Genomic DNA, 15,054 nt, shown 5'->3' with positions numbered 1-15,054 from the left:
CTCTGGTCTTGCTCATTGCCGGTTACTCATAGGCTTCGCGGTAGCGCTTGACCACGCGCAGCGCGATGAAATTGAGGGTGAGGGTCACCAGAAACAGCACCATGCCGAGCGCGAAGGCTGACAGCGTTGCGGGGTGATCGAAGCTGCCTTCACCAGTGAGCATGGCGACGATCTGGAAGGTGACCGTCGTCATCGATTCGAACGGATTGGCGGTGAGGTTCGCGGATGCACCCGCCGCCATCACCACGATCATCGTTTCGCCGATCGCGCGGCTGATGGCGAGCATGATGCCCGCAACAATGCCGGGAAGCGCCGCCGGGATCAGGACCTTGCGAATGGTTTCCGCGCGGGTGGCGCCCATCGCGAGGCTGCCGTCGCGCATGGCCTGGGGGACCGCGGCAATGCTGTCGTCGGCCATCGAGGAGACGAAGGGAATGATCATCACGCCCATGACAAGGCCGGCCGCTATCGCGCTTTCGGTCGAGGCATTCGCCATGCCGATCGCCTGCGCCGCATCACGCACGGCGGGGGCGACGGTGAGCGCCGCGAAGTAGCCATAGACCACGGTCGGCACGCCGGCGAGAATCTCGAGCAGGGGCTTGACGATCCGGCGCACCGAATTGTCGGCGTATTGCGTCAGGTAGATCGCGCTCATCAGTCCGAGCGGGATGGCCACCGCCATGGCGATGATCGCGCCGATGTAGATCGTGCCCCAGAACAGCGGAATGGCCCCGAAGGCGCTGCCATCGGGCGTGCCGGCGCTCATCGGATCCGGCGCCCAATGTGTGCCGAGCAGAAAATCGACCGGCGAAACCATGCCGAAGAAGCGCACCGTCTCGACCACAAGGCTGGCCACGATGCCGATCGTGGTGAGGATCGCGACCATCGAGGCGAGCAGCAGAAGCCCCATGACCGCGCGCTCGACCCGCGTGCGCGCGGTGAAATCGGGGCGCAGGCGCAGGAACGAGTAGGCGCCGCCGGCAAAGGCGATCACCACGGTGAGGACAAGACCGATCGCGTTGTAGCGCGTGAGCGCCGTCCGGTAGGGTTCGACGAGGCCTTCCGCCTCGCTGTTGAACACGGCGCGCGCGGCACCGGTGGCGACGGCGCGGGCCTCGCCCATTATCGCCTCGCGCTCGAAACCGAAGGCGGGCAGGGCGGCGGCGGCCGGGTCGGCGAGGACATGCTGCAGCACCAGGGCGGGGCTGATTGCATCCCACAGGAGGCCGAACAGCGCGGCGGGGACAGCCACCCACAGGCCGACATACCAGGCGTGGAAATCGGGGAGCGAATGGATGCGACCACCCGGTGCGGCCTTGCGGAAGGCCCAGGCGCGCGACCGCCCCGCGAGCCAACCCACGAGACCCAGCCCGAAAGCCAGAAGGAACAGAATACCTGGCGACATGGCCGTTTGCTCGGTCCTTACTTCAGCTGCGCGCCATCGAGCACGGGCAGCTCGCTGGCAGCCTTCGCGCTGGCGGCGAGGACATCGTCAGGCGCGATCACCATGCCGGCCTTGGCCAGCACGCCACCCTTGCTCCACAGCTTGGCCCATTCGTTGACATAGGCCTGGAGCCCCGGGATCGCCTTGAGGTGGGCCTTCTTCACATAGATGTAGAGCGGGCGGGCACCGGGATAGGAGAAGTCGGTGATCGTCTCGTAGGTCGGCTGCACGCCGCTCATGGTCAGACCCTTGAGCCGGTCGCGGTTCTCTTCGAGATAGGAGAAGCCGAAAATGCCGATGGCCTTGGGGTTGGCCTCGATCTTCTGGACGATGAGGTTGTCGTTCTCGCCCGCGTCGACATAGGCGCCGTCTTCGCGCACTTCGCCGCAGATCGCATCGTGCTTGGACTTGTCGCTGTCCTTGAGCGCCTTCATCGCGGGATCGCTCTCGCAGCCGCGGGTCAGGATCAGTTCCTTGAGCGCATCGCGCGTGCCCGAGGTGGAGGGCGGCCCATAGACAAGGATTGGCTCGTCCGGGAGGGCGGCGTTCACGTCCTTCCAGGTCTTTGCCGCATTGGGCTTGCCGAACGGGTTCTTGGCGAGCGCCTTATAGACGTCCTCCGGCGTCAGCGCGATGCCGGGGCCCTGGCTGCCCTCGGCAAACGCGACGCCGTCGAGACCGATCTGGATCTCGACGATTTCCTTGACGCCGTTCTTCACGCAATCGTCGAACTCGGACTTCTTCATCCGGCGCGAGGCGTCTTCGATATCGGGGTGCTGCGGACCGATGCCGGCGCAGAACAGCTTCATGCCCGCGCCCGTGCCGGTGGATTCGATGATCGGCGCCTTGATGGTCGCATCGGACTTGGCGAGCGATTCCGCGACGGCCTTGGCGAAGGGGTAGACGGTGGAAGACCCGACCGCACGGACCTGATCGCGCGTTGCACTCTGCTGGCCACCGCAGGCCGAGAGTCCAAGTGTGGCAAGCACCAGCACTGATCCGGCTATAAGACGATTCGAGCCCATTCCAGTATTCCCTTGCACCCTGTGCCCGTCGGCAATGCGACCAGCGTATGACAGGTCTATGACAGTTCTTTCGATGGTGATGCGGTAAGCGCCAGACGCACGGTCACGGAGGTTCCCTCACCCACCTTGCTCGAAATGTCGAGTTTGCCGCGATGTCTTTCGACGATGTGCTTGACGATCGCAAGGCCGAGCCCGGTGCCGCCGGCCGCGCGGCTGCGACCGGGATCGGTGCGATAGAAACGGCGGGTAAGGTAGGGGATGTGATCGGGGTGAATGCCTTCACCGCGATCGGTCACCGAGAACACGGCTTCATGGCCATCGCGTGCGACTTCGACGCTGACTGGCTGACCCGCATCGCCATACTTGAGGGCATTGTCGATCAGATTGCGGATGACCTGATCGAGTTGCTGGCGGTCGCCGGTGACCACGGCATCGGTTACCTGAACGGCTATCCGCTCTTCGCCGGCCGTGCAGGCCACTTCCGAGCCGATGCTCGCAGCAAGCAGGCCGAGGTCGATCTGTTCGCGCGGGAGATCGTGCTTCTCGGCTTCGATGCGCGAGAGCGACATGAGATCTTCGACAAGGCTCTGCAAACGCCGCGATTCGCGCAGCACCGTGTTATGGAACCGCGCCGCGGTGGCGGCATCGACCTTGGCATCGGGATCGGCGAGCGTTTCGATATAGCCGATGATCGAGGCAAGCGGGGTGCGCAGCTCGTGGCTGGCATTGGCGACGAAATCGGTGTGCGAACGGCTGATGTCGGCCTCAGCGGTGCGGTTGACCATCTCGATCAGCGAAAAGCGCTGGTCGATCGCGACGCGGCGGACCTGCCAGATGCTTCTTGCGCCGGTGAGCCCGCGGACCATGACGGTGCCCTGCGGCTTGTCGAGCAAGGTGATCGCCTCGGGGTGGCGCAAGGCGACGCGAGCGTCCTGCCCGACGATGTGCGGCCCCAGCGCCTCGCGCGCGGCGGCGTTGGCGGCGGCGATGCGCTGGCTGTCGAGCATCAGCACCGGCACACTGAACGGTTCGACCAGGTCGACCATGGCCTGACGCGAAACCGAACCCTCATCGGGCACGCGCACTTCGACAACGGGTTCGGGCCGGGACAGCCACAACGTTCCCACCCACACGATCAGCACCGCGATGGCCAGCACCGGGTAAACCCCGATGACCAGCATCACGGCGCAGGTGCCCATAGCCACCAGCACACTCGACCATGGGAACGACGAACCCACCATGTCAGTCTTGTTTCCGTTCATGACGCAGCCGTCGACTTGGACCTTGATGTCTGACTTGTTTCATCCGGCGCGCGCATCGGCCCGAAACTCGACCTTGCTCATGCGATCCGCCTCTTGCGATAGGTTCAGCCGACAGGGCTTGTTCTGCCGCGTCTTCTGCATCAGGTAACGCCCGTTGCGCACCGGTTTCTGAAGCAGTTTTTTCCTCGCGACCAGACCCCTGTGATGCCTGTCAGATTGCTGCCATGATCAGCCATGGTTATGTAACATACCCGGTGCGCAAAGGGCCATGGTCAGCGGACCGGAGCGAAGTGAAGCTTTGCGGCGGTCGCCAGCAGGATGATGGCCAGCATCGAGAAAATCGCTGACAACATGCTCCACGAGATGAAGCTGACCTGATCGAGATTGGCGCGCCGCTGGTGGCGGCGCTCGCGCAGGGCGGCAAATACCGCGACAACCAGCGCGATCCCTCCGGCTCCGGCAAATGCGCCGAATGTCGTCAATGTGTCAGGATCCATCACGCTCCCCAAGCATTTCGCGGCCTGATCGGCAAGACAGGATCGTGCAGGCAGCTCCCCCATTCGATCACGAAAGCAACTGCCGGCGTCCCGGAGCTGCGAGTCGGTGCCGCTGGGCCCGCGCAGATCGCCGAACCGCTGCGCACGCTGGTTCCGGCCTTTGTGAAATGCAGTTCAAGATGACATCAAATTGACAAACTCGGCAGATAACGCCGCTCCTGCGAGGAGCAGGAATGGCATTGCGCGTTACGGGCGAAGAGACAGACGCAAACGGGCAGGGCCTTCGCGATCAAGGTGATAGCGCTGAGCGTTCTCGCGAACACGTCGTATCCGACATTGAGCGTTATCTGTGCGGGCCGGCGGCAGAAGGCCGCATCGACCAATTGCAATTGCGCCGCCCCGATGCCTGGCAGCTGGATTTGCCCGGGCTTGATAGCCTGCTCGACACGAATTCCGTGCGGCCCGGTGCAGGCCAATCGCTGCGAATCTGCATCGCCACCGAACAGATCACCGGCCCGGTGCGCAACGGCGGCATCGGGAGCACATATGCCAACCTTGCGTTGATGCTGGCAGAGCAGGGTTTTGATGTCACCGTGCTCTATCTGCGCGGCGAACAGGTCGAAACCCAAACGATCGGGCATTGGGTGAGCCATTACGCGAGGAAGGGGGTGAGGCTGGTGCCTGCGCCCGACTATGCGAGCGCGGAGCGCTTCGCGTCCAACGCCGACCGCTGGATGCGTGTGCCCTACAACATGATGCGCTGGCTAATCGACAATCCGATGGATGTCGTGCACGTGTCGGAATGGCGGGGCACCGGGTATCTGTGCTTGCTGGCCAAACGGCAGGGCTGGGCTTTCGCGCGCACCTTGTTCGTGGTGAAGACGTCAAGCCCATGGATGTGGAACCGGCTCTATGGCGGCCACATGCTCGACCGTGCCGACGATCTCGTCAAGAATCACGCGGAGCGTCGCAGCGTGGAATTGGGCGATGTGGTGATCGGCGGCAGCCTGCACTTGCTGCGCTGGATGGCCAGCCAAGGCTATGCCCTGCCTGAGAGGCGCGCGTTCGTGCAGCCCAATGTCGCCACTTTCACCTCGCTGGAACCCTTGAGGCGTGCCCGCACGCTGACCCCCGGAACGCGTACACCGATCGATGAACTGGTGTTCTTTGGCCGTCTGGAAGTGCGCAAGGGGCTGTTCATCTTCTGCCAGGCGATCCGCCGACTGTTGCGCAAGGGTGTGCCCTTGCCGCGCCGCATCACCTTCATGGGCAAGCCGGGGGGGCGCTTGCCCAGTCATCCCGAGCTCGACACGCCCGACTACATTCGCGAAGTGTCCGAAGGGTGGCCGTGCGAGGTGCAGATCCTGACGGGCTTCCAGCAGTATGAAGCGATCGAATACCTGCTGGGCGGAAAGCGTCTGGCGGTCATGCCGTCGATCATCGAGAACAGCTCGATGGCGATCTACGAGGCGGCGATCTGCGCCATTCCGACGGTGGCGACCGATGTCGGCGGCAATTCCGAGTTGATCGATGCGCGTGATCATGCGGCAGTCCTGTGCCAGCCGCACCCGGTGTCGCTGGCTGACAAGCTGGAAGAAGCGCTGACGGTCGGCGGGATGGTGCCGCGCCCAAGCTTCAGCAACGACACAAATCTGGAGATATGGAGCGCGTTCCACCGGCAGCTCGAAGGCCCGCTGCATCAGCAGCTCCTCGATCGGGCGCGCGGGGATACAAGCCCCGGACCGGACCTTTCAGCCACTGCCGTTTGCATTTATTTCCTCGGGCATGCTGCCGCGCTGGAGGCGACACTCGCCAGTCTGTCGGTGCAGGACGTTCAGCCGCACGAGGTGCTGGTGGGGGTGGATGGCGACAGCCAGGAGGATCTGGCCATCGCGGCGGCGGCATTGGCCCGGCACGGCTTTGCGCCGCATGCGATCGAATGCTTCGATCTTGACGCCGGAGCCGCGTTCAACCGCCTGGCCAATGCGGCGAACAGCGAATTCGCGCTCTTCCTGTGGGAGGGGGCGACGCTGGAAACCGGCGCACTCGGCGAGCTCCAGCGGATTGCCCGGCGCACCGATGCACAGGTCATAAACTATCTGGTCGAATCGCGGGAACTGGGTGCCGAAGGCCCACCCGATCTCAAGGCGCAGTTCATTGTCGGTGTGTCCGATGCCTTTTTTCGCGACGACGAGACCGAGAACCCGCTTTACGTGCGGCGGGAAGCCTTTCTGGAACTGGGCGGGTTCACCGCCGACTACCGGCTGCTCGGCCATGATCACGAGTTTGTGGCGCGTGCCCAGCTTGCCGGATACGCCTGCGAAACCGTGCCGATGCGGCTGGGCAGCACGGTCGCGCAGCCGGCCGAATGGCTGCGCGCGCGCGGCTATGATCTGTCGGCCACGGGCTTCCGGGTGATGCGCCCCATGCTCGCGGCAGCACCACTGGCTGTGCGCGATACCCTGCTCCTCGCGCGCGGGATGGCGTCGCGCGGGGCAGGCAAGGCCAAGCTTGCTGCGACAGCCAATCCGGAAGGCGTGCTGATGCGCATCATGGCCGGGCTGAGACCCGATCCCGGTCAGGCAGGGCCTGTCGTCCCGGTTTCTGCGCTTGCCAAACCGGCGACCCGCATCAAGAAGGCCAAATCAAATGCGAACCGCGCTGGCAACGAGGGGCGTGGTAACTTCGCTGCCTTGCTCAACATGATCGCGGGTGATGACCTTGCCATGCCGGCAGCGGTGCCGCGCGCACCGCGTGCACCGACGCTATCTCCGCTGCTCAAGGAACTGGTGGCGCGCGGTGAAGTGGCCCGTGAAGGCGATGTCGTAGGCCAGCTGCTCGGCGTTTACCAAAACCGGATCTACGGATGGGTTGCCCGGCTGCGCAAGGATGCGCCGCCGGCCAGCGTCGAGATCATTGTCGACGGCACAGTGTTGCGCGCCACTGCGGACCGACATTTCGCGCCGTTTGCTGCAGTTCCGGATGAAGCACGACGCGCCGGCTTCGTGATCGACCTGCCGGCGCGGGGAACCCGGCGAAAGGCCGGAATTGCCTTTCGCGTGATGGTGGCCGGCAGCGATATCGTGTTGAACGACGGTTTGATCATGCCGCGCAATGTATCGTTTGCCGCCATGGGATTTGACGGGCTGGTTGATGTGGATAGCGGCGGAACCATCCGCGGGACTATCCGCCATCGTCTTGACCCCGCCCGTCGCTGCGATGTCGCACTGTTCGCTGACGGCGACTTTTTTGCCCGTGCTTCCGTCCCCGGCCAAAGCGACGGGGTCTTCTCGGTGCCGGTGCCGGAGATCATTCGAAATGGTGCAGCGCATGAAATTGTGGCGGTTCTGGCAGAGAGCGGCGTCATCGTACCGGGTGGGCCGTTGACCGTGACGGAAGGGCAGGTTGTCCGCCTGCGTTCCGGCATCATGACGATGTCCGGATGATGAAGGTCCTCGTTACCGGTGGCTGCGGCTTCATCGGCGCCAATCTGGTTCCGCGGCTTGCTGCTGCAGGTTATCAGGTCCGTGTGCTCGACAATGAAATTCTCGGGCGGCGCGACCATCTTGACAACTTTGCCGGGGAATTCATCCACGGCGACATTCGCGATCCCGCCGCGCTCGACGTCGCGCTCGAAGGCGTTGACGCGGTGGTGCATCTCGCGGCGGACACGCGGGTGATCGAATCCATCGCCGATCCGGCTTTCAATTTCGATGTCAACGTGGTCGGCAGCTTTCGTCTGATCGAGGCGATGCGCGCGCATGGTGTCCGGCGTCTGGTCAATGCTTCGACCGGTGGCGCGATCATCGGGGATGCCATGCCTCCCGTTCACGAAGGCATGGTACCCAACCCGATCGCTCCTTACGGCGCGACCAAGCTGGCGGTGGAGGGGCTTTGTTCGGCATGGTCGGGCAGCTACGGCTTTTCGGCGCTGTCGCTTCGTTTCGCCAACGTTTACGGCCCGCGTTCCTACCACAAGGGCAGCGTTGTCGCGGCGTTCTTCCGGCGCATTGCGGAGCGGCTTCCGCTGATCGTCCACGGCGATGGCGAACAGGTGCGCGATTTCGTGTTCGTCGATGATCTGTGCGACGGCATCATGCGTGGCATCGAACATGAACGGTCGGGTGTCCTGCAACTGGGTTCCGGGGTACCGGTCTCGGTCAATGCGCTGATTGCCGAGATGCGCCAGGTCGTTGCGCCACGGACCATCGAAGTCGAATATCGTCCCGCGCGGCTCGGTGAGATCGAACGGACCTGGTGCGATGTCTCGCGTGCGAGGGCGGCGTTGGGCTATTCTCCGGATACCTCGCTGGCAGCTGGTTTGGCACAGACCTGGGCATGGTTTTGCGCTCGAAGCGGGATTGAATGAAGCGCGCGAAAGTGCGCTTCCAAGCGTTCCTTCCGACGCCTTTCCGGGTGCGCCATTTTGCAACAGGCGGCGCCGGGCCATGTCGCAACCGTGTCATATTGACCATTTAGCAGCCTCGATGACGAGTAACCGTTTCTCAAGGGTAAACCATGCTCCTTTTCATTGATGAACCGCGCAATATCAAGATTGTGCGCCAGCCTCCCGAAGGCGGGATTCGCGAACCGCTGTGCAAGGTGAAGAAGCAGCAGCTGGCGATCTCGGATGAAGTGGCCGGCCAGCTGAAGGACGAAGAACTCGTTGAAATCGAAGCCGCTTTCAACCTTCTTGCCGAAGGCGAAACGGCCCGCATCAAGGCAGCCATCGCAGCCTTCCCGAGCACCATCCGAGAGGTTCTGGGCTATTACAAGGACGGCGCCAGCGCCATGGAACAGCGCTGGATTCTGGGGGCTCTGCTTGAAGGTCTGCGCCTGATCCGGCGCCATGATCGCGAAACCGGCATCTGAACCGGCTTTTGCTGGGCGAGGTCGTCCTTGCGGACAAGTCTCGACGCCAGCCACGATTTGGGGGGTAAGAACTTGGAAACAGTCATCGTGCTTGGTGGCGATGGATTTTGTGGCTGGCCGACGGCATTGCACCTGTCGAAGCTCGGTTACGACGTCGTTATCGTCGACAATCTCTCGCGCCGGAAGATCGACATCGATCTCGAAGCCGACTCGCTGACCCCGATCAGTTCGATCAGCGTGCGGCTCGCTGCGTGGCGCGAAGTGACCGGGCGGACCATCCGGTTCGTCAAACTGACTGTCGGTTCGGACTATGACCAGTTGCTCGATCTGATCCAGCGCGAGCGCCCGCGCGCGATCGTGCACTTTGCCGAGCAGCGCGCTGCGCCCTATTCCATGAAGGGGACGCGCGAGCGGCGTTACACTGTCAACAACAACCTCAATGCCACGCATGACGTGTTGTCGGCGATTGTTGACAGCGGTCTCGACATCCACCTCGTCCATCTCGGAACGATGGGGGTCTATGGTTATGGCACTGCCGGGATGCAGATTCCGGAAGGCTATCTGCCGGTCACGGTCAATACGCCCGAGGGCGCCAAGGAAATCGAGATCCTGTATCCGGCTCATCCGGGCAGCATCTACCACATGACCAAGTCGCAGGATGCGCTGTTTTTCTGGTACTACAACCGCAATTTCAAGACCCGCATCACCGATCTGCACCAGGGTATTGTGTGGGGCACGCAGACTGAAGAGACCAGCCTTGATGAAAGGCTGATCAACCGCTTCGATTACGACGGCGATTACGGCACGGTGCTCAACCGGTTCCTGATGCAGGCCGCGATCGGGCACCCCATGACCGTGCACGGAACCGGTGGTCAGACACGCGCCTTCATCCATATCCGCGACACTGTCCGATGCATCGAACTGGCTATCGCCAATCCGCCGCAGCGCGGCGAGCGCGTCGCCATCATGAACCAGATGACCGAAACGCATCGGCTCATCGATCTCGCGCGGATGATCGAAAAGATGACCGGCGCGCCCTACGAGCTTGTGCCCAATCCGCGCGTAGAGGCCTCCGAAAATGATCTGACGGTCTGCAACGAGCGCTTCCTGAAGCTGGGCCTGCGTCCGACGCAGTTGCATGAGGGGTTGGCTGTGGAAGTCACCGACATCGCGCGGCGCTATGCTGATCGCTGCAACCTCGAGAAGATACCTTGTGTCTCGCAGTGGACCGGGCCCCATCCGGAAAGCCCTGTCGAGCCGCGCGCGGAGGCACCGAGTATGGCCCGCTGTGAAGCGCAGTCGCCGGCCATCAACATGATGCTGGTTGGCAACGACGTCTATGCACGGCTGACAACGGCGATGTGATCGGGGCCGGGACATCGTGACCGGCAATGAAATTGATGCGGTAACGGCTAGCAACCGGGTCGGAAGGTAACAGGGGATACAAGTGATGGTCGCTGGCGGCGAAACTGGGGACGAGCAGAAGCACGACGAGGGGCAGGGGCAGGCCGGAGACGGCACGTTGCCGGCTGCCACGCGCTCGTTGCGGGACCTTATGACCCGTTTGCCTGCCGCTCGCGCGGAGGGCAGGTCTGGCACGAACGAAGCGAGACTGGTGGAGGCGCCGCTGCGCACCACCCGCGAATACAACAGCCTCGATCCTGACCTGTCGTCGGCCCACGCTGCGTCCGCAGGAACCCAAACCGAAACACCGGTCGCTCCGGAGACGGAAGGCCCCTTCATGCTGCGTCCTTCATCGGACAAGCAGCCCGATTCCAGCGTATCCGGACCGTCGTTGCCCGGTCGCACGCGCATGATGTCGAAGGGCGGGCTGATCTGGTTCGCGCTCTCGTTCGTTGCCCCGATCGTGCTGGGGGCGTTGTACATCTTCTTCGTACTGCCCGATCAGTATGTCACCGAGTTTCGTTTTTCGGTGCGTGTGCCGGTGGGCAACCCGGCAGCGATGGGGAAGTCCAACAGCGGTGCCTCCCTTTCTGCCTTGTTCGGCGGCAATCCGACGCCGGGCAGTGACTTGCTCGATAACTTCACGGTTGCCGACTATGCCCGCAGCCCGCAGGCCGCGAACGATGTTCACGCCAAGGTCAACCTCAAGGCGATGTACAGCAAGCCGTCCGATCCGTTCACGCGCTTGTCCGACACGGCGAGCCAGGAGGCACTCGGTCGCTACTGGAAGGGCATGGTCTCGTCCGATTATGACGTGACGACCGGTCTCGCGCTCGTTCGGGTCAAGGCGTATGCCGCGCAGGACAGCCTCAACATTGCCAACGCGCTTCTCGGCCTGTCCAACCAGCTCGTCAACGACATCGGCAACCAGTCCCAGGCGGATACGGTCCGATTTGCCAAGGAGCAGTTTGAGCGGGCGAACCAGCAGGTGACCGATTTGCAGCGGCAGATTGCGAATCTGGCGCGCGGCGGTGCGGACAGCCCCTCGCTCGGGGTTATCCAGGCCAACACGCAGGTCGCCACGACCACGCGGGCCAACATCGCGCTGATCCAGTCGCAGATCGAAGTTCTGGAAGGGCAGCTGCACAATCCCAAGGCTCCTCAGATTGTGCTCCTGCGCCAGCAGCTTGCGGCCAACGAGCGCGCCCTCGCAGGCGCTGTCAGCACCGCGAACACGGTCTCGACGAACAATTTCCAGGTTCTCAGCACGCAGCTGGCCAATGCCAACAGCGTACTCTCGGCCACGCAGGCTGCGCTCAGCAACGCGCAATCTGCTGCCGCGGCGCAGCGGCTCTATCTGACCACCTATGTGCGCCCGTCGCTGCCGGAAAGCCCGGTTGCGCCCGATCGCTGGATGGCGTTCCTTCTTCTGATCGCAGGGGCCGGCATGGTCTGGGTGGTCGGTTTGCTGGTGCGCAACTCGATCCTGGAGCATAGGCTTTGACCCAGACCTACCCGAGTGGCCGTATCTACGCTGCGGGGCCGCGGCGGCTGGCACTTCGCAATCAGTACAACGTGCTTTCCGCCTTGCTGTTCCGCGAAGCGGGCATGCGGCATGGGCAGAATTTCACGCTCGGGTATCTGGCCTCGGGGATCGAGCCGCTGGTCATTGTTGCCACGATTGGATTGCTGTTCTCCGCGCTGTCACGGACGCCGCCCTATGGTTCGAGCCTGTTGCTGTTTATCGGCACGGGCGTCTTTCCGATCTATCTCTTCATCCATACCTCGCTGCGCCTGCGCCAACCCTTGAATGCTGTGGCGCAGCGCCAGCGGTTTCCCATCGAGCGGCCGTTCGACCACATACTGGTGCATGCCTTGCTGCACCTGGTCAGCAGCGCAGTGGTTGCGATCGGCTTCTTCGCCAGCCTTTACCTGTTTTTCGGGGTCAATGCGGCAATTCCCGGCGATCCGGTGACAGCGATTGCCGCTTTGCTGGTTGTGCTCATGCTGGGGATCGCGACCGGCATACTGAACTCGGTGATCGCGCGGATCATCCCGGCGTGGGATTTGCTCTGGCCGGCAATCGCCCGCGCATCACTGCATTTCTCCGGGCCTTACTTTGTTGCCGCTTATCTTCCACCTGACAGCCGTTGGTACTTCGCGCTCAATCCCGTCATTCATGGTGTGAACTGGTTCCGCCACGCGTTTTATCCCTTTTATCCCAATCAGTTGACTGACTACGGCTACATCGTGACCTTTACGGTGGTGTTGCTGTTCTTTGGGCTGCTGCTCGAAGCGGGTACGCGCCGCTTTCTTGAAGAGAAGGATTGAGCCATGATCAGGCTGGACAATGTCAGTTTCGCCTATCAGCGTGGCCGGAACGAAATCGATGGCGTCACGATCGATCTGCCGTCGCACCGCCGGATGGCGATCCTTGGCGGACCTGAGACCGGCAAGACCACGCTCGTGGGGCTTCTTGCCGGCATCCTCGATCCAACCGGCGGACGCATCGAACGGCGGGCTCATCTGTCGTTCCCGGCGGGCTACAACCGGGCTTTCCGGTTTGCCAGCTCGGTCAGGCAGAACATCGTCTTTGCTGCCCGGATCTATGATGCCGATCCCGGCGAGGTTGTCGATTTCATTTGCGGGATCCTCGATCTGAGGGATTGGATCGATCGTCCGATGCGCGACCTGCCTGTGCGGACCCGCCTGTCGGTCGCCTATGCGCTGACTTATGCGCTTCCGTTCGATACCTATCTGTTCGACAACATCATCGGTCCCGGCGATCCGGCAACGCGCGATCTCTGGCGTCAGCTCTACGAGGCGCGTACGGCGACGGCAGGGGCAGTAGTGGCCACCCGCCAGCCCCGCGTGGCGGAGGCCTATTGCGATTGCGCCCTCGTGCTGCGACGCGATGCCTCCCCGCTGTTCTTTGAGAACCTGCGCGACGCGATTGCCTTGTTCGAAGCGGATGCCGCGGCCGGACAGGCGGCCAGCGCCGTCAGCCAAGACCATCGGGCGGTCGAAGCGCCGTCACTCGAAGAAGGCAGAGCCGGAACTCAAGCCATGGCCAGGATCGCCGAGTGACCTGATGTCTTGCATTCCTTCCATCCCTGCCAAAGAACCTGGGGCACGCCGTGACAGATCATGAATTCTTGCCGACCGTCGCTGTAATGAGCAGACTCTCGCGTGCAGGTCTTGCACGAGCACTTCTGCCCGGCGTCCTGATGTTCTCGCTTGCGGGTTGTGCCTCGATGCCGATTACGGGTCCGCTTTCGAAGCAGATCTCGGAGGAAGCGGGCAGCGAGGCGCCGCCGTTCCTGCTGGTTCCGGTTGATCGGATTACCTTGACTGCGCTGTCGCGTGCGGCCCCTGACGGGTTCAGTCCGCTGGCTACCCCGGCGCCGCCGCCGGTCGTCACGGTTCATGTCGGCGACGCGGTTTCGGTGACGCTTTGGGAGTTCGGGTCTGGTCTGCTTGGACCGGTCAACGCCGCGACTGCGACCCAGCCGGGTCTGGTCGGCGCGCAAAGCGCAACGGTCCCGGTCCAGACGGTCGATCAGTCCGGTACGATCATGGTGCCGTTTGCCGGCGAGATCCGTGCTGCCGGGCTGACCACGCGCCAGGTGCAACAGGCGATCATCGCGGCGCTGCGCGGGAAAGCCAGCCAGACGCAGGCGCTTGTCCAGGTGGTGCAGACGACCGACAATGCGGTGACCATCGGCGGCGATGTCAACCGCCCTGGCCGGGTTCCGCTCTTCGGTGCAGGCACGCGCCTGCTCGATGCGCTTTCGCAGGCCGGGGGAACGACCGGCAAGGCGCGGGACATGATCGTGCAGCTGACGCGCGGCGGCGTCGTGCGGTCCGTGCGGCTTGTCGACCTGCAGGCGAACCCCAATGAAAACATTTATCTGGTTCCGGGTGATCTTGTCACCTTGTCGCAGGAGCCCCAGACCTTGGTTGTGCTTGGCGCAACCAACCGCAATCAGGAAGTGACGTTTGCCAAGTCGAAGGTGAATCTCGCGGAGGCACTGGGCAATGGTGGCGGGCTGAATGACAGCCTTGCCGATCCTTTCGGTGTCTATGTGCTGCGGTACGAACCTGTCGATGTCGCAAAGTCTTTGCGGACCGATCCACTGCCTGACTATCTGGCGGCGAATGCGACGGTGCCGGTTGTGTATCAGGTCAACCTCAAGTCGGCCGACGGCCTGCTTCTGGCGCAGAACTTCGCGATGCGTGACCGTGACGTCGTTTATGTCGCGACTTCGCAGTCGGTTCAGGTGAGCAAGCTGGCGCAGCTCTTCAACGAGATCACCAGCATCGGCAAAAGCCGGACAACCCAGCGCTTTACGTACTGATCAATGTCTGGTCGGCAGTGCCCGCTCTATAAACACGGGGCACTGCCAACCGGGTCGATCGATGAATGTATTGGTCGCATGAAGCGCTGCGGGGCGTCCGACGCCGATTTCCCCGTCATGCTCTCGGCGGCAACGTCAAAATTTCTCGGCACATGCGGCACAATGGGTATAGCACGCGGCAATGCATGATAT

At 62.9% G+C, this 15,054-nt stretch carries 13 protein-coding genes; 8 read left to right on the top strand and 5 right to left on the bottom strand.

Annotation, left to right across the window (positions count from 1 at the left end; genetic code table 11):
• Positions 1–22: 22 nt before the first annotated feature.
• From pstC to K5Q19_RS11995, 5 genes are all read right to left on the bottom strand, one after another.
• Complete coding sequence (gene pstC, locus K5Q19_RS12015) at positions 23–1,405, bottom strand: phosphate ABC transporter permease subunit PstC (protein ID WP_292945366.1); 1,383 nt, start codon at positions 1,403–1,405, stop codon at positions 23–25.
• 17 nt (positions 1,406–1,422) lie between these two features.
• Complete coding sequence (locus K5Q19_RS12010; RefSeq protein ID WP_292945363.1) at positions 1,423–2,469, bottom strand: substrate-binding domain-containing protein; 1,047 nt, start codon at positions 2,467–2,469, stop codon at positions 1,423–1,425.
• A gap of 56 nt (positions 2,470–2,525) precedes the next feature.
• The gene (locus tag K5Q19_RS12005) at positions 2,526–3,731 is read right to left on the bottom strand and encodes an ATP-binding protein (protein ID WP_292945360.1); all 1,206 of its coding nucleotides are present in this window, start codon (positions 3,729–3,731) and stop codon (positions 2,526–2,528) included.
• Between the two features lie 272 nt (positions 3,732–4,003).
• Positions 4,004–4,228 (bottom strand): hypothetical protein, encoded by a 225-nt coding sequence (locus K5Q19_RS12000; protein WP_292945357.1) that lies wholly within the window; start codon positions 4,226–4,228, stop codon positions 4,004–4,006.
• A 185-nt stretch (positions 4,229–4,413) separates the two neighbouring features.
• Positions 4,414–4,869, bottom strand: a complete 456-nt coding sequence (locus K5Q19_RS11995) for a hypothetical protein (RefSeq protein ID WP_292945431.1) — start codon at positions 4,867–4,869, stop codon at positions 4,414–4,416.
• On the opposite strand from K5Q19_RS11995, the gene K5Q19_RS11990 reads away from it, so the two are divergent.
• The 8 genes from K5Q19_RS11990 (at position 4,792) to K5Q19_RS11955 (ending at position 14,862) form a co-directional block, all read left to right on the top strand.
• Positions 4,792–7,674, top strand: a complete 2,883-nt coding sequence (locus K5Q19_RS11990) for a glycosyltransferase (protein WP_292945426.1) — start codon at positions 4,792–4,794, stop codon at positions 7,672–7,674. The two genes, K5Q19_RS11995 and K5Q19_RS11990, sit on opposite strands and share 78 nt — an antisense overlap.
• Positions 7,671–8,597, top strand: a complete 927-nt coding sequence (locus tag K5Q19_RS11985) for an SDR family NAD(P)-dependent oxidoreductase (protein ID WP_292945354.1) — start codon at positions 7,671–7,673, stop codon at positions 8,595–8,597. Before K5Q19_RS11990 ends, K5Q19_RS11985 begins: the two co-directional genes overlap by 4 nt.
• Positions 8,598–8,746: 149 nt before the next feature.
• On the top strand, positions 8,747–9,100 hold the full coding sequence (locus tag K5Q19_RS11980) for a hypothetical protein (RefSeq protein ID WP_292945351.1): 354 nt from the start codon (positions 8,747–8,749) through the stop codon (positions 9,098–9,100).
• 72 nt (positions 9,101–9,172) lie between these two features.
• Entirely contained in the window at positions 9,173–10,465 is a 1,293-nt protein-coding gene (locus tag K5Q19_RS11975; protein ID WP_292945348.1) for an NAD-dependent epimerase/dehydratase family protein, read from the top strand.
• 82 nt (positions 10,466–10,547) lie between these two features.
• Positions 10,548–12,008, top strand: coding sequence for a hypothetical protein (locus tag K5Q19_RS11970; RefSeq protein WP_292945345.1), 1,461 nt, complete (start codon positions 10,548–10,550; stop codon positions 12,006–12,008).
• Positions 12,005–12,835 (top strand): ABC transporter permease, encoded by an 831-nt coding sequence (locus K5Q19_RS11965; protein ID WP_292945343.1) that lies wholly within the window; start codon positions 12,005–12,007, stop codon positions 12,833–12,835. The genes K5Q19_RS11970 and K5Q19_RS11965 overlap by 4 nt, the downstream gene beginning before the upstream one ends.
• A 3-nt stretch (positions 12,836–12,838) precedes the next feature.
• A complete protein-coding gene (locus K5Q19_RS11960) occupies positions 12,839–13,591 on the top strand; it encodes a hypothetical protein (protein ID WP_292945340.1) in 753 nt (250 codons plus the stop codon).
• Between the two features lie 167 nt (positions 13,592–13,758).
• A complete protein-coding gene (locus K5Q19_RS11955; protein WP_292945338.1) occupies positions 13,759–14,862 on the top strand; it encodes a polysaccharide biosynthesis/export family protein in 1,104 nt (367 codons plus the stop codon).
• Positions 14,863–15,054: the final 192 nt, after the last annotated feature.

Source organism: Novosphingobium sp. (assembly GCF_019748365.1).
GTDB lineage: Bacteria > Pseudomonadota > Alphaproteobacteria > Sphingomonadales > Sphingomonadaceae > Novosphingobium.
The sequence above is the reverse complement of the archived record's forward strand: the minus strand, read 5'-3'. Positions and strand labels throughout refer to the sequence as shown.

Excerpts from the sequence above, each read along its gene's own strand:
- pstC (WP_292945366.1), bottom strand. The coding sequence starts at position 1,405 with ATGTCGCCAGGTATTCTGTTCCTTCTGGCTTTCGGGCTGGGTCTCGTG.
- K5Q19_RS12010 (WP_292945363.1), bottom strand. The coding sequence starts at position 2,469 with ATGGGCTCGAATCGTCTTATAGCCGGATCAGTGCTGGTGCTTGCCACA.
- K5Q19_RS12005 (WP_292945360.1), bottom strand. The coding sequence starts at position 3,731 with ATGAACGGAAACAAGACTGACATGGTGGGTTCGTCGTTCCCATGGTCG.
- K5Q19_RS12000 (WP_292945357.1), bottom strand. The coding sequence starts at position 4,228 with ATGGATCCTGACACATTGACGACATTCGGCGCATTTGCCGGAGCCGGA.
- K5Q19_RS11990 (WP_292945426.1), top strand. The coding sequence starts at position 4,792 with ATGCTGGCAGAGCAGGGTTTTGATGTCACCGTGCTCTATCTGCGCGGC.
- K5Q19_RS11995 (WP_292945431.1), bottom strand. The coding sequence starts at position 4,869 with ATGCCCGATCGTTTGGGTTTCGACCTGTTCGCCGCGCAGATAGAGCAC.
- K5Q19_RS11985 (WP_292945354.1), top strand. The coding sequence starts at position 7,671 with ATGATGAAGGTCCTCGTTACCGGTGGCTGCGGCTTCATCGGCGCCAAT.
- K5Q19_RS11980 (WP_292945351.1), top strand. The coding sequence starts at position 8,747 with ATGCTCCTTTTCATTGATGAACCGCGCAATATCAAGATTGTGCGCCAG.
- K5Q19_RS11960 (WP_292945340.1), top strand. The coding sequence starts at position 12,839 with ATGATCAGGCTGGACAATGTCAGTTTCGCCTATCAGCGTGGCCGGAAC.
- K5Q19_RS11955 (WP_292945338.1), top strand. The coding sequence starts at position 13,759 with ATGCCGATTACGGGTCCGCTTTCGAAGCAGATCTCGGAGGAAGCGGGC.